Consider the following 19387-nt stretch of genomic DNA (forward strand, 5'->3'; position numbering starts at 1 on the left):
TTGCCCCGGGGGTCAAGGTCAAGCCAGGATAATCAGTGCCCGCGGAACGCCTCCTCCAACCACCACGACGGGTGCTCCGCCACGACCTTCGCGTCCACGAGCATCGGCGCGGACCGCGGCCCGTTCAGCCAGTCCTCGACTGCGGTGAGATCTTTGGCGGTGCGCACGGTCGCGGCCTCGAAGCCGTACCCCCGCCCGATCGCGGCGATGTCGGTCGGCGGGAACGTCACAGTGTCCAGCGGGTGCCCACCCGGACCGAAATGGTGCACCTCGGCGCCGTACGCGTCGTCGTTGTACACGACCACGAGCATCGGCAGGCCCAGTCGGCGTACGGTGTCGAGCTCCGCGGCGCTCATCAGCGCACCGCCGTCACCGAGTACGGCGACCGGCAGGCGATCCGGCTGCGCCAACGCGGCACCGATCGCGGTGGCGAGCCCCAGCCCGATCGACTGGAACGCCTGGATGAAGCAGAGGCCGTTCTCGTCCGGCACCGACAGGCAGACGCTCGGGTAGCCCATGAAGTTGCCGGAGTCGACCGCGATCACGCGTTCGGCGGGAAGGACGTCGTCGAGCGCGAGGCTCAACGTCCGAGGGTCGATCCGCTCCTCCGTGCTCTCGTCGTCGAACGCGACGTCCCGCCAGCGCACGCTCCCGAGCTCCGCGGTGCGATAACCCACCTGCTGATCGCCGTACGTCTCGAGGGCGAGCGTGGCGGTGAGCTCGACGTCGCCGGTGACACCCAACTGGATCTCGCGATGCACGCCGAGCGCGGACGCGTCGTCGTCGACCTGCACCACGGTCGCGTCGGGTCCGATCAGCTGACCGTGCCGCATCGTCCACATGTTCAGCGCGCAGCCCCAACCCACGACGAGGTCGGCGCCGCGGATCAGTTCGGCGGTACGAGGCGAGGAGAAGCCGCCCGAGATGCCGAGATCCCACGGGTTGCCGCGAAACAGGCCGTGAGCGACGGCCGAGGTCGCGAGCAGCGCACCGCAACGTTCCGCGAGCGCTTCGAGGGCCCTTCGCTGTCCACGGGCCCCGCGACCCGCAACGAACACCGGACGCTCCGCCCGCTGCAGCAGGTCGGTCAGTGCGGCGACCTCGGCGGCGTCCGGCGCCACCGCCTCTCGCCAGGGTGGCAAGACAGCTGGTGCCGCGTCGGGAATCTCCAACGCCTGCAGGGAAAGCGGAACGTTCAGCAGCACCGTACGTCGTTCGCGCACGGCCGTCGCCACCGCTTCGTATGCCTCGGCGACCGCAGTCTCCGCCGAGGTGATCCGCACCGGCAGCGCACCCACCGAGCGGGCGAGCGCCTCCTGGTCGACGTAGAAGTTGGAGCGCGGCTCGGTGACCTCGGCCGCGACCACGAGCATCGGCGTACGGCTCTTCGCCGCCTCGGCGATCCCGGTCATCGCGTTCGTGAGCCCGCAGCCCTGGTGAACCGACAGCGCGGCGACCGTACCGCTCATCCGTGAGTACGCGTCTGCCATCGTGGCCGCGCCGCCCTCGTGCCGCGCGGCGACGAACCGCGCGCCGGCGGCCACCATCGCGTTCGTCAGGTGGAAGTTGCCGGACCCGACCACGCCGAACACCTGGCGGACGCCCGCAGCCGCCAACGTCCGGCCGACGGCATCCGCGACGTTCATCCGCGTTCGACCAGCGCGAGCACCCGAGCGGGAGCGCCGGATCCGCCGACGATCGGCAACGGTCCGGCGATGACGACGGCGCCGGTCGGCGGGAGTTGGGCGAGGTTCTGCAGCTGCGTCAGCCCGTACTTGTCGCTGCCCATCAGGTACGAGTGGCAGGGGAACGGCGGATCGAACGAGTGCGCCTTCCCGGCGTCGGTGCCGACGGTCTCGACGCCCATGCCGAGTACGGGCGACTCCTGCGCGACCCACCGCGCGCACTCGGGCGAGAGGCCCGGCGTGTGCGGTCCGTTCTCGTCGGCGTTCAGGAAGGCCTCCTGCGAGTGCGATCGCGCGTCCCACCCCGTGCGTACGAACAGCCAGCCACCCGCGGGCAGCGGGACGTTCTCTGCCTCCCAGGCCTTCAGGTGGTCGACCTCGACGAGGAAGTCGGGGTTCTGCTCGACCTCGGCGGTGAAGTCGAGTACGACGACCGGCGCGATCAGCCGGTTCGCCGGGACCGAGGCGATGTCGGCGAGATCCTTGCCGGTGACCCAGTGGTTCGGGGCGTCGAAGTGAGTGCCGGTGTGCTCGCCGCTGGTGAAGTTGTTCCAGTACCACGCCGGCCCGCGGTCGTCGTACCTGCTGATCTCCGCCAGCGCGAACGGCGCCGTCTGCCCGAACTCCGGCGGCAACTGGATCACCGGCGTCGACGCAGACAACGGCGACGTCAGATCGACCACCTCGACCGCTCCGTCGGCCAGCGCCGCAACAAGAGCCGACAGAAGCGACATACGAACCTCCAGGCGAGTGACGAACAGATGCCTGACGCTAGGGCGTCAACCCTGATCCCGTCCAGGAATCCGTGCCCCCGTGGCTCAGCGGGCGTTCTCGCTGACCCACTCCCCCAGCACCTTCGCACTCGCGTCCACGAGGGCCGGCCAGTCCAGCGCCGCCTCGTCCGCCGAGTCCGACACATGCTTCACGACGCGCACCGGTACGCCGTACTCGCGGCACGCGTACACGACGCCGTACGCCTCCATGTCCACCAGATGCGCCCGCTCCGCCAACCGAGCCCGTACGACGGGATCCGTCACGAACACGTCCCCCGACGCAAGCACCGTCCCGTCCCCACCCGCAACCTGCAACTCGTCTTGCGGATCCAGCCCGATCGCCCGAACCGCCTCCGCATTCACATCGTGATTGATCACAACACTCGGCAAAAACAACCCACCCAACCCATCCCGCAACGCCCCGGTGGTCCCGACGTTGAGCACGACAAGGTCGCTGGTGTCCCGCTCCGCCAGGGCTCGACTGACGGCGACCGCAGCCGCCGTCTTCCCCACACCGGTCACCAGGACAGGCAACCCCGCCGGCACATACCGAGCCTCACCAGCAACAGCGCTGACCACCAGGTACTCGGTCACGATCAGCTGACGGAAACAGTCGGTTCGCCGGGTTCGGTGGTTTCCATTGATTCGGCGATGCGCATGGCTTCTTCGATGAGGGTTTCGACGATGGCCGATTCCGGGACGGTCTTGATGACCTCGCCCTTGACGAAGATCTGGCCCTTGCCGTTGCCGGAGGCGACGCCGAGGTCGGCTTCGCGGGCCTCGCCGGGACCGTTCACGACGCAGCCCATAACGGCGACGCGGAGCGGGACCTCCATGCCCTCGAGGCCGGCGGTGACCTGCTCGGCCAGGGTGTAGACGTCCACCTGGGCGCGACCGCAGGACGGGCAGGAGACGATCTCGAGCTTGCGCTCCCGCAGGTTCAGCGACTGCAGGATCTGCAGGCCGACCTTGACCTCCTCGACCGGCGGCGCGGACAGCGACACCCGGATCGTGTCACCGATGCCCTTGGACAGCAGTGCGCCGAACGCGACCGACGACTTGATCGTGCCCTGGAACGCCGGCCCGGCCTCGGTGACGCCGAGGTGCAGCGGCCAGTCGCCGCGCTCGGCGAGCATCTCGTACGCCTGCACCATCACGACCGGGTCGTTGTGCTTGACCGAGATCTTGAAGTCGTGGAAGTCGTGCTCCTCGAACAGCGACGCCTCCCAGACCGCCGACTCGACGAGCGCCTCGGGCGTCGCCTTGCCGTACTTCTCCAGCAGCCGCTTGTCCAGCGAGCCCGCGTTCACCCCGATGCGCAGCGACGTACCGTGGTCCTTCGCGGCCTGCGCGATCTGCTTGACCTGGTCGTCGAACTTGCGGATGTTCCCCGGGTTCACCCGTACGGCGGCACACCCGGCCTCGATCGCCGCGAACACGTACCCGGGCTGGAAGTGGATGTCGGCGATCACCGGGATCTGCGAGTGCTGCGCGATCTCCGCCAGCGCGTCGGCATCCTCCTGCCGCGGGCAGGCGACCCGGACGATGTCGCAACCGGCCGCGGTCAGCTCGGCGATCTGCTGCAGCGTCGTGTTCACGTCGTGCGTCTTCGTCGTCGTCATCGACTGCACCGAGACCGGCGCGTCGCCGCCGACGAGCACCTTGCCGACCTTGATCTGGCGGGTCTTGCGGCGCGGCGCGAGGGTTGGGGGCGGCAAGGCAGGCATGCCGAGGTTGATGCTCATGTTTCCTTATCCGTTGAACAGCTTGATGGGGTTCACGATGTCGGCGATGACGAGCAGCACGCCCATCACCACGATCACACTGGCCGCGACGTACGCGATCGGCAGCAGCTTGGCCACGTCGACGTACCCGGGATCCGGCCGGCCGAACAGCTTGGCGAAGCCGCGCCGGATGCCTTCCCAGATCGCGCCGATCATGTGGCCGCCGTCCAGCGGCAGCAGCGGGATGAAGTTGAACAGGGCAAGGAACAGGTTCAGCGAGGCGAGCAGCATGATCAAGCTCGCGAACTTCGCGCCCACATCCAGGTTGCTGGAGGCGATCTCACCCGCGACCCGGCTCGCGCCGACGACGCTCATCGGGCTGTCCTGGTCACGCTGGCCGCCGACGATCGACTTCGCGACGCCGACCAGCTTCTCCGGGAACCGGCCGAGGGCCTGCACGGTGGCGACCGTGTACTCACCCATCTTGTCGAAGGCGTAGCCGACGGACTGCCGCTCGAGCTTGTTGTCCGGTGAGACGCCGAGGAATCCGACCGACACGGTCTTGTCCGACCCCGGCTTGTCCAGGACCTGGTTGACGATCGTCTTGGTGTGCAGGGTGAGCTGCTGGCCGTTGCGCTCGACAACGATCGTGGCGGGCTTGTCGGTGTTCGCCCGGATCAGCGGGGTCAGCTGGTCCCAGCTGCTGATCGTGGTGCCGTTGAACGCGACGATCTTGTCGCCGACCTGGAACCCGGCCTGCTTGGCCGGCGACACCTTGTCGGTGTCGGTGCATTTGCGATCGGCCTTGGCCTGGTTCGCCGGGATCACACAGTCGGTCACGGTGGAGATCGTGGTCTGCGCGACCCGGTCGCCGTACAGCGTGAAGAGACCGGTGAAGAGCACGGCGGCGATCAGCACGTTGACCAGCGGCCCGGACGCCATCACGATCAGCTTCTTCCACCACACCTTCTGGTAGAAGAGCCGGCCGTCGTCCTCGGGCGCGATCGTCTCGTACTCCGCCGTCCGCGCGTTCTCGACCATCGACTGGATCGGGCCGGTGTTGGCCTTGCGCACCTTGGTCGGGTCCTGGCCCTTGGCGGGCGGCATCATGCCGATGATCCGGACGAAACCGCCGGCCGGGATCGCCTTGATGCCGTACTCGGTCTCGCCGCGCTTGACCGACCAGATCGTCCGCCCGAAGCCGACGAAGAACTGCGTGACCTTCATCCCGAACGCCTTCGCCGGGAGCATGTGGCCCATCTCGTGCAGCGCCACGGAGATCAGCACCCCGAGCACGAACAGCACGATGCCGAGGATGGTGAGAAGCACACTCATGCCTGCTGAGTCTCCTGTACGCCGGTAATGTCACGCGCCCGCTGCCGGGCCCACGCGTCCGCCGCGAGCACGTCGTCGACGGACAGTTCCTCATACGAGGGTACGTCGTGATCGGTCACCACCCGTGCCACTGTGTCGACGATCGCCACGAACGGCAGCCGGCCGTCCCGGAACGCCTGGACGCAGACCTCGTTCGCCGCGTTGAAGACGGCCGGAGCGGTCCCGCCCCGGGCTCCCGCCTCGCGGGCCAGCTGGATCGCCGGGAACGCCACGTGATCGACCGGCTGGAACGTCCAGGTGCTCGCCTCGGCCCAGTTCCACGGCGGTGACGCGTCCGGTATCCGGTCGGGCCAGCCCAGTGCGAGCGCGATCGGCACCGTCATCGTCGGTACGCCGACCTGCGCGATCGTGGAGCCGTCGAAGAACTCGACCATCGAGTGGATCGCCTGCTGCCGGTGGACGACCACGTCGATCCGGTCCATCGGGATCCCGAACAGCAGGTGCGCCTCGATCAGCTCGAGGCCCTTGTTGACCAGTGTGGCCGAGTTGATCGTGACGACCGGGCCCATCGCGAAGTTCGGATGGTCCAAGGCCTGCTCGACGGTCACGTTCGCCAGCTCGCTTCGCGGCCGGCCGAGGAACGGGCCGCCGCTCGCGGTCAGCAGCAGCTTGCGGACCTCGTCCGGCGAACCGCCGCGCAGGCACTGGGCGATCGCGCTGTGCTCGGAGTCGACCGCGACGATCTGCCCCGGTTTCGCCAGCCGGGTGACGATCGGCCCGCCGATCACCAGCGACTCCTTGTTGGCGAGCGCCAGTGTGTTCCCGGCGTCCAGCGCGGCCAGGGTCGCGTGCAGCCCGACCGAACCGTTGATGCCATTGAGTACTACGTCACACCGCAGTGCCGCGAGCTCGCTGGAGGCATCCGGCCCGGTGACGATCTTCGGGATCCGGAACTCGCCCTGCGCATACCCCTTCCGCTGCGCCTCGGCGTAGAACGCCAGCTGCAGATCCTGCGCGACCGTGGCCTTGGCCACGGCCACGACCTCGACCCCGAACTCGAGCGCCTGCTCCGCGAGCAGCCCGACGTTGTCGCCGCCGGCGGACAGCGCGAGCACGTGGAAGCGGTCCCGGTTCCGTCCGATCAGCTCGAGCGCCTGAGTACCGATCGAGCCGGTCGAGCCGAGGATGACGACGCTACGCGGGTTCACGGCGCCATTCTTCCAGGTCACGCGAGCAGTAGCCGGAACGGGAGCGCTCCGAGCCGGATCTCGTCCCCGTGGGTGACCATGGCGGTCTCGATCGGTACGCCGTTCACCAGCGTCCCGTTCGTCGACCCCAGGTCCCGCAGCTCGTAGCTGGTCGCGTCGATCCGCAGGAGCTCCGCGTGGTGCCGGCTGACCTCGAGGCGGTCGAGGATCAGGTCACAGTCCGGTGCGCGGCCGATCCGGGCCAGGTCGAGCAGCGGTACGACGTCACCGTCCGGTCCGACCAGTGCGGGCTGCGATCCGGTTTCCAGGGCGTCTGCGATCTCCGTCACGCCCGCGGTCCGGATCGACAGCGAGACGATCAGGTCGTCGCCCTTGTCCACGTGCAGGTTGTGCTGGGCGCCGTACCCCTGCAGCAGGTCGCCGTACTCGTCGATGACCACGGCGGACACGTGGTAGTACCCCGGCGGCAGCTGTGCGTACGCCGCTGCGCCGAGCGACGTGGTCAGTACTACCCCGTCGTACTCGCGGTGGCTGATGTCGGTGATCGTGATGAGGACCGGGCTGTTGGCAGTCAGATGTGCCTCGGCGCCGGTGTCGCCCGGGGTGAACTCGACAGTGATCATCGGAGCGGGCCGGAGCTCGTCCAGCCCGACCAGGCGGTCCACCGCGAGCACTGTGCCGGTCGGAACGGACAGCGGCACGTACTGACCGTGTGACCGCACCAGTACGTCGAGCTGCGGTCGCGGCCACCCGTTGCGGCGTGCGAGCAGGTACGCGCTGACCATGCCCTTGCTGAAGATGAACGCGACATCTCCGACAACAGCCCGCACGAATCCGCTGACAGGTTCCATCGGCACCCCCACAGTGCATCAGTATCCCGGAATCCCTACTCCGGTACGCCGCAGCTCGGTGTGCCGCCGTACCGTTGCCCAGTGACTTCTGTGCTCATCATCGAGAACGACCGGGACAGCGGACCGGGCCGGCTGCTCGACTGGCTGGACGAGCGTGGGATCTCTCCCGTCGTCGTCCGGGCCTGGGACGGTGAGCCCGTACCCGAGAGCGTGGACGGTCATGCGGCGCTCATCCTGCTCGGCGGCGGCATGCTGCCCGACGAGGACGAGCGGTCGCCGTGGCTGCAGGCGGAGCGGTCGTTGCTGCGCGACGCGCACGGGCGGGTGCCGGTGCTCGGGATCTGCCTGGGTGCGCAGTTGCTGGCGCATACGTTCGGCGGCGAGGTGCAGGGGAAGTACGGGCAGCCCGAGAAGGGTGTGACCTCGTTGATGGTGCTGCCCGCCGCCGCGGACGACGTACTGCTGGCTGGTCTGCCGTCGACCGTGCGAGCCGTGGAAAGTCACCAGGACCAGATCACGCGGCTGCCGGAGGATGCGGTGCTGCTGATGTCCAGTGAGCGGTGTACGAACCAGATGCTGCGCATCGGGCAGAGCTGGGGTGTGCAGTTCCACCCGGAGGTGGAAGCAGACCGGGTACGGCGGTGGGCGCCGGAGCGACTGCGGTCGCTCGGGTTCGACCCGGAGGCTGTGGTGGCGGACGCGGAACGGTACGCCGTCGAACTGGAGAAGACCTGGTCGACTGTGGTGGGCCGATTCCTGTCTCTCGTCGGCTGATGCGGCGCTACCTTTGGGTTCATGAGTCTGGAGCAGCCGCCGCCCGGTCACCGGGCATCCGACAACGACCGTGAACGCGCCGCCGCTGTCGTCCAGGAAGCACATGGCGACGGCAGGCTGGACTTCGAGGAGCTCGACGAGCGACTCACCCAGATCTACTCGGCCAAGACCCAGCTGGAGCTCCGCAACGCGACCGCTGATCTGGTGCCGGTCTCCCACGGCAGCTCCCAGGACCTGACGCTCCGGGCCCGGCACAGCGCACAGAAACGCGAGGGCGCGTGGGTCGTCCCCGAGCGGCTGACCGCGATCGCGGAACACTCCTCGGTCAAACTCGACTTCACCGACGCCGTCGTGCACTGGTCCGACATCCACGTCGACGCGCAAGCCATCCACAGCTCGGTGGTGATGGTGATCCCCGAAGGCTGGAGCGTCGACATCGACCAGGTCGAGGCCAACCACAGCAGCGCCAAGAACAAGGCCGTAGCCCCGCGCCCCGGCGGCGTCCGCCTCCACGTCACCGGCAAGGCCCACCACGCCAGCGTCGTAGTCCGCCACCCCCGCAAGCGCCACTGGTGGTGGCCCTGGTACCGCAAGTGAGGTCTGCCACAGCGCTGACCAGCTAGCGTGAGCACATGGGTGCTTCTTTAGATCTGGTGGATGTCGACTCCTTGCTGACTTCGGAGGAGGTTGACGTTCGGGGGGCTGCGCGGCGGTTCGCGGACGAGCGGTTGCGGCCGTCCTTGCCGGAGTGGTTCGAGACGGGGTCGATTCCTGCGCGGCAGCTGGCGAAGGAACTCGGGGCGCTCGGGTTCCTCGGGATGCACCTGACCGGGTACGGGTGCGCCGGGCTCGGACCGGTCGCGTACGGGCTGGCCTGTCTCGAGATCGAGGCGGCCGACTCGGGCATGCGGTCGCTGGTGTCCGTGCAGGGCTCACTGGCCATGTACGCGATCTGGAAGTACGGCAGCGAGGAGCAGAAGAGCGAGTGGCTCCCCCGGATGTCCGCGGGTGAGGCGATCGGCTGCTTCGGGCTGACCGAACCGGACTTCGGCTCGAACCCGGGCGGGATGCGCACCAACGCCCGCCAAGAGGGTGATGACTGGGTCCTGAACGGCTCGAAGATGTGGATCACCAACGGCTCGGTCGCCGACGTCGCGGTGGTCTGGGCCCGGACCGACGACGGTGTCCGCGGCTTCGTCGTACCGACGTCGACGCCCGGGTTCTCGGCGCCGGAGATCAAGCGGAAGATGTCGCTGCGCGCCTCCGTCACCTCCGAGCTGGTGCTCGACGACGTACGGCTGCCGGCGTCCGCGATGCTGCCCGAGGCGCGTGGTCTGTCCGGCCCGCTCGGCTGCCTGAACGAGGCCCGGTTCGGCATCATCTTCGGCGCGATGGGCGCGGCGCGGGACTGCCTGGAGACCGCGATCGCGTACGCCGGCGAGCGGATCGTGTTCGACAAGCCGCTGACGGCGTACCAGCTGACGCAGGCGAAACTGGCCGACATGGCGGTCGAGCTGAACAAGGGCATCCTGCTCGCCGTCCACCTCGGCCGGCTGAAGGAGAAGGGCACGCTGCGGCCCGAGCAGGTGTCGGTCGGCAAGCTGAACAACGTCCGCGAGGCGATCGCGATCGCCCGCGAGTGCCGCACGATCCTCGCGGCGAACGGCATCAGCGGCGAGTACCCGATCATGCGGCACGCCAACAACCTCGAGTCCGTCCTCACCTACGAGGGCACGTCCGAGGTCCACCAACTCGTGATCGGCCAGGCCCTGACCGGCCAGTCCGCCTTCCGCTGATTCGCTTCCCCTCGCCACGATCTCCGGGTAATCATGTAATCATGACGATCTACGATCACCTGGGCGGCGACGACGCACTCCGCCGCGCGGTCGACATCTTCTACACGTCGGTCCTGGCCGACCCGATCCTGCAGCCGCTGTTCGGCAACGGACGCCCGGAGCACGTGGACCACCTGACCGCGTTCATGGCCGAGGTCTTCGGCGGTCCCGCCCGCTACACCGACGAACTCGGCGGATTCGACCACATCATCGCGACCCACCGTGATCTGCGGATCGCGGAGCCACAGCGGCAACGGTTCGTCGAACTGATGATCGCCGCCGCCGACAAGGCCCGCCTGCCGACGGACGAACGTTTCCGCGCAGCGTGGAACTCACATGCCGAGTTCGGCTCGCAGGTTGCGATGCAGAACTCCAACGCCGAGACCGACGACGAACTCCACCCGCTCCGCGAGATGCCCCGCTGGAACTGGTAGCTACTTGGCGACTTCGGTCGCCCGGGACTCCCGTACGACGGTCACGCGGATCTGACCAGGGTAGGTGAGCTCCTCCTCGACCTGTTTGGCGATGTCGCGAGCCATCACCTGCGCCGCGATGTCGTCGACCGCGTCCGGCAGCACCATCACGCGGATCTCCCGGCCGGCCTGCATCGCGAACACCTTCTCCACACCCTCGTGGTGCATCGCGATCTCCTCGAGCCGTTCGAGCCGCTGCACGTACGCCTCCAGCGACTCGCGCCGCGCACCCGGCCGGCCACCGCTCACCGCGTCCGCCGCCTGCGTCAGCACGGCCTCGACGGTACGGACCTCGACCTCGTTGTGGTGCGCCTCGATGCAGTGCACGACGTCGTCGTTCTCGCCGTACTTCCGCGCCAGCTCGGCACCGACGATCGCGTGGCTGCCCTCGGACTCGTGCGTGAGCGCCTTCCCGATGTCGTGCAGGAACGCACCGCGCTTGCACAGCTTCGGATCCAGCCCGAGCTCGGCCGCCATCATCCCCGCGATGTGCGCCGACTCGATCAGATGCTTCAGCACGTTCTGCCCGTACGACGTCCGATAGCGCAGCAGCCCCATCGTCCGGACCAGCTCCGGATGCAGATCGGTGATCCCGACGTCGGCCATCGCGTCCTCGGCGGCCCGCTGACACAGCTCGGCGACCTCGCCCTTGCTGCGTTCGTAGATCTCCTCGATCCGGCTCGGGTGGATCCGGCCGTCGAGCACCAGCGAGTCAAGGGTCAGCCGCGCGGTCTCCCGCCGGACTGGATCAAAGCACGAGAGAAGGACCGCTTCCGGGGTGTCGTCGATGATCAGGTTCACACCGGTGGTCTGCTCGAACGACCGGATGTTGCGGCCCTCGCGCCCGATGATCCGGCCCTTCATGTCATCGCTCGGCAGGTGTACGACGGACACGACCGACTCGCTGGTCTGCTCGGACGCCAGCCGCTGCACCGCGCCGGTGATGATCTTGCGCGCCTTCACCTCGCCCTCGTCCAGCGCCTGCCGCTCGATGTCGCGGACGATCGTGTGCGCGTGCCGCTTCGCCTCGTCCTCGATCGCCGCGACCAGCTCGGCCTTCGCCTGCTCGGTCGTCAGGTTCGCGACGCCTTCGAGAATCCGGCGGCGCTCGTCCTCGAGGTCCTTGATCTCCTGCTTGCGTTGCTCCAGGTCCGCCAGCTGCGCGGCCAGCTCGGTGTGGCGTTCCTCGATGCCGCGGTGCTGCTCGTCGAGCCGCTCCTCGCGTTCGGTCAGCCGGTGGTCGCGGCGCTCCATCTCCAGCCGCTGCTCCCGCAGATCGTCCCGGATCGACTGCGCCTCCGCCTCGGCCTCCCGTCGTACGTCGGACGCCCGCTGCTCCGCATCCCGTCGTACGTCGGTCGCCCGGTCCTCCGCGGCACGACGGATCTCCTCGGCACGCTGCTCAGCCGCCTCGGCACGCGTCCGCAGTACGGCGGCGTCCTCCTCGGCCTGCCGACGTACCAGCTCCGCCGCGGACTTGGCACCGGCCGTGAGCTGCGCGGCCTGGAGCTGAGCGGCCTCGAACTGCTGCGCGGTCTCGAGCTGAGAGGCCTCGCGCTCGACCGAGTGGCGCTGAGTGGCCTCCTGCTGGGAGGTCGAGATGTCCGCAGCCTTTCGGCGGGAGAGAGTGAGGCCGATCCAGGCCAGCAGTCCGGCGATCAGCAATCCGATCAGGGCAAGGCCAACGGACATCGCGGTCATCGGCGTCTCCCCCTCTCCTTCGAGTCCCTAGGCGGGACTGTGGCCATCGGTCGAAGGGATCAGCCACCCGGCCGTTCGGTAAGGCGTCACCGGGGTACGGCGGTGCCGGCGCCGCCTCGGCTGAGGCGGTACCCGGTGCTGCCACTTCCGGCGATGCCGACGGTGCTGCTGCGCACTCGCTGCTGCTGTGCTGCCAGCGTGCTCGCGGTCCGCGAACCCCCGTCCGCCGACTGCATGGACGCCGCATCCGCAGCCGTCCAGCGTTGCTTGCTCACCGTGCGTCGCCGGTTGAACCCTCGGAGACCACGATGGCGCCGCTCGCGTCCCGTCCGGCTGCTGCCTTTCAGGTATTACGTGCGGTGCCGTCTATCCGACCGCGTCTGCACGACGCCGTCGTCCTTCCTTCAGCTCGGTCGAGCGTGGTTGCGTTTCCCGGCCGGTCGGTAGTTTCGCCAACCCGCCGTTCCTTATATCCGCCACCGTTCCGGTGGATTCGTCCCTTCCTGATGCCGAGGCTAGGCGCGCCCCACCACCCGGTCAAGACGGACACCCACCGACGCCACCGCCGATCTCGCCTCACACCACCACAAGACCACCCTCCGACGTGGTCTACTCCGGATCCGTAGGCGGCCTGTACCTCTCCTAAACCAACCCACCAGCCGAACGGGCCTGGCCGCGCCCCACCAGCCGATCCGCGTTGGTTGTGCCGGATCAGCCGTGCCTTGCCACCTGTGCCTCGCCAGCCGTGCCGCGTTTGGCTGTGCGCGCTGACCTTTCCGTGGAGCCGCTGGGCTAGTTGCTTGTGCTGCTCCCCTGGGACCCGGCCAACCCGCCGGACGCGCCGTCCGCGTCAGCAGCCGACTCGCTGGGCGCCGGTTCAGCCGTACCCGCCGAGGCCCCCGCAGGTGGTTCAGAAACCGTCTCAGTGGACTCAGAGGCGGCCGCAGTGGGCTCAGATGCAGCTGCAGTGGACTCGGACGTTGCTGCCTCAGGCGTCGCCGTCGAAGCGGATTCCGTGCCCGCCTGGCTCGGGGTCTCTTCGGAGGTCTGCTTGTCGACGAAGCCGCCGACCTTCTGCTGGACTGCGTCGACCTTCTCCGCGTACTTCCCGCCGGTCTGCTTGTCGATCAGGTCGCCGGCCTTCTCGACGCCGGCCTTGATCTTGTCCGGGTTCTGCTTGACGACATTCCGGAGCCAGTTCTTCGCCTGTTCCTGGAAATCGTTCATTGCACCCTCCGCGGTGTCTGGGGCGGATCGACGGAAAATCCCAGCCTACGGTCCGGAACAAATACCGGCCCTACCTCGGATAACACACCGTCACGCCGCACCCGTCAACGCCCCTCGCCGCAGCCCACCCCCCAAACCCCCATCACCCTCCGTAAACCCCACCCCGACAACACCCCCACCCACCCGTACGACGACGTACGCCGGGACCACCGGCGACCGCGCTGAGTCTGCCTGGACGACCGCGCTGAGACTGCCGGGGCGACCCGTGCTGAGACCGCCTGAGCGACCGCGCTGAGCACCTCACCGGAGCCCGATCGTGCTGGCAGTCGCCTGGAGAACGCCTCCGCGCCTCCAACGCCTCCAACGGGGTGATGACTCGGATCGGGGTGATGAATTCGGATCGCGGGTGGTGAGTCGGATCGCCGGGTGATGAACTCGCTCGCGGAGTGGTGAGTCGGATCGCGGGGCTATCCGTTCCCGAGGCGCGCCTTGGCGACGTCCGCCGGCGCGTGCACCAACCACGCGTCGAGCAACGCTTCCTCCAGGACGGCCTCGGACACCGCATCCAGCTGAACAAGCACCGCGGCGTACCCGTTGAAATGCGGAATCGTGAAGAACCCGTCCCCCGCCCGCGCCGCCAGCACGGCTTCCTTCTCCGCAAGATCCTCAACCGCCAACGCGACGATCGGCCCACTCGGCGGCGTCTCGTCCCCGAACCGCTTCAAATCCGCCTTACTGAACGGCCGCTCCCACGCGTACGCCTTCCCCCCGACCTTCCACGTCCGCATCCCGTACCGAGTGGTCTCCTCGGTCCCCGGCAACCCCAAGACCACGCGCTCCACATCACCCAGGCTCGTCACCCGACCGACGCTACCGCCAGGAACTACTCGGGTTCGAGACCGGAGGAGTCCAGGAGCGGAAACTCTTCATGGCCGGCGTCGAGCTCCTGTTTGACGATGCTCATCGCGAGACCACCCGGATACCCCTTGCGCGCAAGCATTCCGAGCAGCCGCCGCATCGCCACCTGCCGCTCCAGCGAACGCATCGACCGCAGCTTCCGCCGTACCAGCTCGCGAGCCGTCTGCTCTTCCTGCGCAGGATCCAGCTCCTCGAGCGCATCCCGCGCCAACTGATCGTCCACCCCGCGCCGTCGCAGCTCCTGCGCCAGCGCCCGCTTCCCCAGCCCACGCCCGCGATGCCGCGACTCCACCCACGCATTCGCGAACGCGGCATCATCGATCAACCCGACGTCCGTGAACCGATCCAGCACCGCATCGGCCACCTCGTCCGGAATCTCCCGCTCAGCCAACACATGAGCCAACTCGGCCCGCGTCCGCGGCTGCCCCGTCAGCTTGTCCAGCAAAATCGTCCGAGCCACCGAGTACGGATCGGCCTCCGCCCCATCGCGCTCCGGATCCCCCGTCCCCTCAGGCTCATCCCCGACAGACCGCTTCCCCCGCTGCCCAAACCCCCCACCAACCCGCCGCCGCGAACTCCCCCGCCCAGCCCCACCCCGACCCGCCCCGGCCCCGGCCCGATCAGAACGTCCGTCAACACCGGCCGAACCCACGCCAGCGCTCGCCGAACCCACGCCAGCGCTCGCCGAACCCACTCCGGAACTCGCAGCACCCGTCCCGCGCCTCGCAGGACCCGTGTCGCCGGGCTGGCTGCGCTCGCCAGTACTCGCGGAGCCCGTGCCGGTGAGCAGGGGACTCTCGTTAGCACTCGCTGAGCCGGCGGCAGCGTTCCTGGTGCGCTTGGCGGCTGGTGGTGCGTCGCCCATCGCGCTGGCTGGCGTCACAGTCGACGGGTCTGCGAACTGACGCGCCGACGCCTCTCCGGGTGCGGCGGCTCCAGTCGCGGATGTACTACCGGCCCCCGCCTCGCCGCGGCTCGCCTTCGGACGGCGGCCTGGAGAGCCGGTCCGGGGTTCGGATGTGTTGTCTGCCGGCCCAGACGACGTGTCGTCTGCAGAGATGGGGGCCGAGGCGATCGCGGGAGTAGGTGCGTCGATCGGGTCTGACCACGGGTCGAAGGCGTCGGTTGTGCCGAGGTCGCCGCGTGCGGCTGACGTCGTCGGGTCAACTGCCGGTGCAGGCGTCAGTTTCGGGCTGTCGACCTCGGTGGTGCGGGGACGGTTCGAGGTACTGCGATTCACGCCGTCGGCGGGCTGGGCGGGCGCATCGTCCGCAAAGGCCTGGGCCTCGGCCAGGCGTGCCGCTGCCTGGGTCTCGAAGGCCTGGATGGATCGCTTGTTCTCATCGCCCCACGGATCAATCGGAGTCGCGTCTGAACCACGTCGCGACGTGCCCCGACGGGTCGTCGAAGAAGTCCGTTCAGCATCAGGCTCCGGGCGGCTGCGTGTCTGGCGCGAACGCGACTCCCGCTCGCCCGATTCGCCAGCTTCAGGCGAAGGCTCGTCCCACGGGTCGACGGTGCCGGCGGTTCGCCTGATGGAACCGGTACGTCGCGTCGTACTCCGCTCCGACTCGCCGCTGTCCAGGAAGTCGTCGGAGTCCCCCCACGGGTCGGCAAGGTTCGCGCCACGACCTCGAGTACGACGACTTCCTCGCGTCGAACCGGCGGAGGAACCGTCGCTGTCACCAGACGCACCCGCTGGGCTGCCTCCACTGCCCGGACGAACGTCGCCCGACGAGGACGCCGATCGCAAGGCATCACGCTGCGCGGACACCTGCCGAGCCGACGTACGCCGGTACGACGTGCGCTCGGCGGCAACTGTCTCTGTCGCAGGTGGCTCGGCGGCAACTGTCTCTGTCGCAGGTGGCTCAGTGGCAGGTGGCTCAGTGGCAGGTGGCTCAGTGGCAGGTGGCACCGCGGTGGCAGGTGGCACCGCGGTGGTCCCGGCCGCGGTCGCTCCTTCGGCCAGGAGTTTGCGGGCCAGGGCGAGGCGTTCGTCGTGGGGTAGAGACAGCGCCGCGGGGGCAGCGTCGTCGGCAGCTGAGGGCTGCCGGGGGACGCTGCCACCCGCGGAGGGTCGGTCAGAAGTCGACATCGACCTCGGCCGCGGCCTCGTCGGCCGGCTTGTCAAGGGTCGGGCCGATGCCCATCTTCTCCTTGATCTTCTTCTCCAGCTCGTTGGCCAGATCGGGGTTGTCGCGCAGGAAGTTCCGCGCGTTCTCCCGGCCCTGGCCGAGCTGATCGCTCTCGTACGTGAACCAGGCGCCGGCCTTGCGGACGAAGCCCTGATCCACACCGAGGTCGAGCAGGCTGCCCTCACGGCTGATGCCCTGGCCGTAGATGATGTCGAACTCGGCCTGCTTGAACGGCGGGGCCACCTTGTTCTTCACGACCTTGACGCGGGTCCGGTTACCGACCACGTCGGTGCCGTCCTTCAGCGACTCGATCCGGCGCACGTCCAGCCGAACCGAGGCGTAGAACTTCAGCGCCTTACCACCGGTCGTCGTCTCCGGGGAGCCGAACATGACGCCGATCTTCTCGCGCAGCTGGTTGATGAAGATCGCGGTCGTGTTCGTCCCGCTGACGGCACCGGTCATCTTCCGCAGTGCCTGGCTCATCAGCCTGGCCTGCAGACCGACGTGGCTGTCACCCATCTCACCCTCGATCTCGGCCCGCGGCACCAGCGCGGCCACCGAGTCGATCACGACGATGTCGATCGCGCCGGAGCGGACCAGCATGTCGGCGATCTCCAGCGCCTGCTCACCGGAGTCGGGCTGCGAGACCAGCAGCGCGTCGGTGTCGACGCCCAGCTTCCGCGCATACTCCGGGTCGAGGGCGTGCTCGGCGTCGATGAAGGCCGCGATCCCGCCGGCCCGCTGAGCGTTCGCGACCGCGTGCAGCGCGACCGTCGTCTTACCGGAGGACTCCGGACCGTAGATCTCCACCACACGACCGCGCGGCAGACCGCCGATCCCGAGCGCGATGTCGAGCGCGATCGAACCGGTCGGGATAACCTCGATCGGCGGCCTGTTCTGCTCGCCCAGGCGCATCACCGAGCCCTTGCCACACTGCCGCTCGATCTGTGTCAGCGCAGTCGCAAGCGCCTTCTCACGATCCGCTTCCTTGCGCTCCGCGCTCACCGCTGCACCAGCCATCTGACTGCCACCTGACCCATCTGATAATCCGGGGCCGCCGCCGGCCATCCGAAGGAACTTTTGTTGTCGCCAGAGAAGGTATTCGTTGCCTCGGACAGTTTTCGCCGCGACTTCGAATCTGTGGACAACTCGGCCGTCCAACCACCTTCCGAGCACCAAAGTATCCCGAACACGTGTTCGAATCACAACTGACACGCCGAAGCCTGTTCCGGCAACCATCCTGACCCAGCCGATCCCTACCCTTGCGGACGTGACAGACCGTCCCGACGTACCCGATTCCGCCGTGGTCCTCGCGATCAGCCGGGTGGAATTCGGGATCGACATCGTGCTCGACGCGCTCCGCTCGCAGGACCCGTTCGGCATCCGCAGCTACCTGACCGAGTACTCCGACCAGGACAAGCCCAACCTGGCCGAGAAGGGTCTGATCCTCGCGATCGACCGGCTGCTGCAGATGAAGGTGCCCGGCCACGAGGAGTGGCCGACCCTCCCGCTGGCCAAGCGCTGCGACTGGTGGGTCGAGCGCCTCGGTGGGTTCGCCGCGGTCGTCGCCGGGCTCCCCCGGCTCAGCGGCGCGGCGGCGGACCGGCTGCCGATGAAGGACACCCTCGGTGCGGCCGTGCAGGCGATGGTGATCGGCGCGGTCTGCCGCGAGTACGGCGTGGAGGCGCACGCCGACCGTACGTCGATCATCATCCGCGTCCTCACCGACCGCCCGATCACGCCGGACGAGGTCCTCAAGTACGACGACCCGGAGATCGCCGGCAAGGACGTCTCCGAGCAGTTGGGGCTCGACGAGGTCGCAACGGACATGGGGCTGCGCAAGGGCGTCCGGCTGGTCTGGCGGTTGAGCAAGCTGTTCGGTGGACTCAGCGAGGTGTTCGAGGACCGCCCGCGCGGCAGCCTGGGTGCCCGGTTCGTCGGGAAGCTCCCTGGCGTCGGAGTAGTCGGCGGCTTCTTCGACGAGCGCAAGGGCATCAAGAAGGCGGCGTACGAGGCGGCGGACCTGCTCACCACGAGCGCGTTCCGGGTCAAGCCGGTGTAAAAGGCTGGGACCTGCCACCGCATGACTGGGATGATCTCCGCATGACTGGGATCGTCTTCGCATGACCGGGATCGTCATCGCGCGGCCGGACGACACCTGGCCCGCGCAGTACCAGAAGACCGCGCAGCAGATCAGCGGACTGCTCGGTGAGTTGGCCCAGCGCATCGACCACATCGGCTCCACCTCGGTGCCTGGCCTGCCGGCCAAGGACATCCTCGACATCCAGGTGACAGTCGGCGCCGAACCGGACCTGGACGACGTCGCCGAGCGGATGGCCGCAGCGGACTGGGAGCTCCGCCCGCCGCGGCGGGACCACCCGGTGCCAGGGCTGCCCGCGGACGACATCCAGTGGGTGAAGCGGATGCTGGTCGAGCCGATGTACCGGCGCCGGGTCAACCTGCACATTCGCGTGGCAGGGCGAGCCAACCAGCGATACGCGCTGCTGTTTCGCGACTACCTACGCAGTCATCCGGAAACGGCACGCGCGTACGCCGTCTTCAAGCAGCACGCGGCCGCGCTCCAGCTCGGGGTCGGCGACTACAGCGACCTGAAGGACCCGGTCTGCGATCTCATCTACCTACCGGCCGAAGAGTGGGCCGCCCGCACCGGATGGGCACTCTGAGAGCTGAACCAGTGCTCGTGCAGGCAAGAGGACGCACGGTGAGCGCAGTACTACCGAGCGGTCG

General features: G+C 68.4%; 19 protein-coding genes. 6 read left to right on the forward strand and 13 right to left on the reverse strand.

The window, feature by feature from the left end; genetic code table 11:
- Positions 1 to 32: 32 nt before the first annotated feature.
- The 7 genes from ACWF0M_RS22645 to ACWF0M_RS22675 form a co-directional block, all read right to left on the reverse strand.
- Positions 33 to 1646 carry a thiamine pyrophosphate-binding protein gene (locus tag ACWF0M_RS22645; RefSeq protein WP_452237664.1) on the reverse strand — a complete coding sequence of 538 codons (1614 nt, stop codon included), beginning with the start codon at positions 1644 to 1646 and terminating at the stop codon, positions 33 to 35.
- Positions 1643 to 2419 (reverse strand): cyclase family protein, encoded by a 777-nt coding sequence (locus ACWF0M_RS22650; protein ID WP_452237665.1) that lies wholly within the window; start codon positions 2417 to 2419, stop codon positions 1643 to 1645. The genes ACWF0M_RS22645 and ACWF0M_RS22650 overlap by 4 nt, the downstream gene beginning before the upstream one ends.
- An 84-nt stretch (positions 2420 to 2503) precedes the next feature.
- Positions 2504 to 3052, reverse strand: coding sequence for a nucleosidase (locus ACWF0M_RS22655; protein ID WP_452237666.1), 549 nt, complete (start codon positions 3050 to 3052; stop codon positions 2504 to 2506).
- A 2-nt stretch (positions 3053 to 3054) separates the two neighbouring features.
- Positions 3055 to 4203 (reverse strand): flavodoxin-dependent (E)-4-hydroxy-3-methylbut-2-enyl-diphosphate synthase, encoded by a 1149-nt coding sequence (ispG, locus tag ACWF0M_RS22660; RefSeq protein WP_452237667.1) that lies wholly within the window; start codon positions 4201 to 4203, stop codon positions 3055 to 3057.
- A gap of 6 nt (positions 4204 to 4209) precedes the next feature.
- On the reverse strand, positions 4210 to 5517 hold the full coding sequence (locus tag ACWF0M_RS22665) for a M50 family metallopeptidase (RefSeq protein WP_452237668.1): 1308 nt from the start codon (positions 5515 to 5517) through the stop codon (positions 4210 to 4212).
- Positions 5514 to 6725: a 1-deoxy-D-xylulose-5-phosphate reductoisomerase gene (dxr, locus tag ACWF0M_RS22670; RefSeq protein WP_452237669.1), complete on the reverse strand. Its 1212-nt coding sequence runs from the start codon at positions 6723 to 6725 to the stop codon at positions 5514 to 5516. Before dxr ends, ACWF0M_RS22665 begins: the two co-directional genes overlap by 4 nt.
- Positions 6726 to 6742: 17 nt before the next feature.
- Positions 6743 to 7576: an FHA domain-containing protein gene (locus tag ACWF0M_RS22675; RefSeq protein WP_452237670.1), complete on the reverse strand. Its 834-nt coding sequence runs from the start codon at positions 7574 to 7576 to the stop codon at positions 6743 to 6745.
- Positions 7577 to 7657: 81 nt separating this feature from the next.
- Between ACWF0M_RS22675 and ACWF0M_RS22680 the strand changes: the two genes are divergently transcribed.
- Genes ACWF0M_RS22680 through ACWF0M_RS22695 form a run of 4 tightly spaced genes read left to right on the forward strand, consistent with a single transcriptional unit; the run spans position 7658 to position 10619 of the window.
- Positions 7658 to 8350, forward strand: coding sequence for a type 1 glutamine amidotransferase (locus ACWF0M_RS22680; protein WP_452237671.1), 693 nt, complete (start codon positions 7658 to 7660; stop codon positions 8348 to 8350).
- Between the two features lie 21 nt (positions 8351 to 8371).
- Entirely contained in the window at positions 8372 to 8947 is a 576-nt protein-coding gene (locus tag ACWF0M_RS22685) for a DUF1707 SHOCT-like domain-containing protein (RefSeq protein ID WP_452237672.1), read from the forward strand.
- Positions 8948 to 8982: 35 nt separating this feature from the next.
- Positions 8983 to 10146 carry an acyl-CoA dehydrogenase family protein gene (locus ACWF0M_RS22690; protein ID WP_452237673.1) on the forward strand — a complete coding sequence of 388 codons (1164 nt, stop codon included), beginning with the start codon at positions 8983 to 8985 and terminating at the stop codon, positions 10144 to 10146.
- 41 nt (positions 10147 to 10187) lie between these two features.
- Positions 10188 to 10619 carry a group II truncated hemoglobin gene (locus ACWF0M_RS22695; protein ID WP_452237674.1) on the forward strand — a complete coding sequence of 144 codons (432 nt, stop codon included), beginning with the start codon at positions 10188 to 10190 and terminating at the stop codon, positions 10617 to 10619.
- Here ACWF0M_RS22695 and rny read toward each other — a convergent pair whose 3' ends face one another.
- The 6 genes from rny to recA form a co-directional block, all read right to left on the reverse strand.
- On the reverse strand, positions 10620 to 12359 hold the full coding sequence (gene rny, locus ACWF0M_RS22700; RefSeq protein WP_452237675.1) for a ribonuclease Y: 1740 nt from the start codon (positions 12357 to 12359) through the stop codon (positions 10620 to 10622).
- 86 nt (positions 12360 to 12445) lie between these two features.
- Complete coding sequence (locus tag ACWF0M_RS22705) at positions 12446 to 12634, reverse strand: hypothetical protein (protein WP_452237676.1); 189 nt, start codon at positions 12632 to 12634, stop codon at positions 12446 to 12448.
- Positions 12635 to 13151: 517 nt separating this feature from the next.
- Positions 13152 to 13586, reverse strand: coding sequence for an antitoxin (locus ACWF0M_RS22710; RefSeq protein WP_452237677.1), 435 nt, complete (start codon positions 13584 to 13586; stop codon positions 13152 to 13154).
- 467 nt (positions 13587 to 14053) lie between these two features.
- Positions 14054 to 14446, reverse strand: a complete 393-nt coding sequence (locus ACWF0M_RS22715; RefSeq protein ID WP_452237678.1) for an MmcQ/YjbR family DNA-binding protein — start codon at positions 14444 to 14446, stop codon at positions 14054 to 14056.
- A 23-nt stretch (positions 14447 to 14469) separates the two neighbouring features.
- On the reverse strand, positions 14470 to 14964 hold the full coding sequence (locus ACWF0M_RS22720; RefSeq protein WP_452237679.1) for a regulatory protein RecX: 495 nt from the start codon (positions 14962 to 14964) through the stop codon (positions 14470 to 14472).
- 1621 nt (positions 14965 to 16585) lie between these two features.
- Positions 16586 to 17659 carry a recombinase RecA gene (recA, locus tag ACWF0M_RS22725; RefSeq protein ID WP_452237680.1) on the reverse strand — a complete coding sequence of 358 codons (1074 nt, stop codon included), beginning with the start codon at positions 17657 to 17659 and terminating at the stop codon, positions 16586 to 16588.
- A gap of 250 nt (positions 17660 to 17909) precedes the next feature.
- On the opposite strand from recA, the gene ACWF0M_RS22730 reads away from it, so the two are divergent.
- The gene (locus tag ACWF0M_RS22730) at positions 17910 to 18701 is read left to right on the forward strand and encodes a hypothetical protein (RefSeq protein WP_452237681.1); all 792 of its coding nucleotides are present in this window, start codon (positions 17910 to 17912) and stop codon (positions 18699 to 18701) included.
- Positions 18702 to 18762: 61 nt separating this feature from the next.
- On the forward strand, positions 18763 to 19323 hold the full coding sequence (locus tag ACWF0M_RS22735) for a GrpB family protein (RefSeq protein ID WP_452237682.1): 561 nt from the start codon (positions 18763 to 18765) through the stop codon (positions 19321 to 19323).
- Positions 19324 to 19387: the final 64 nt, after the last annotated feature.

This window comes from Kribbella sp. NPDC055110 (genome assembly GCF_053607525.1).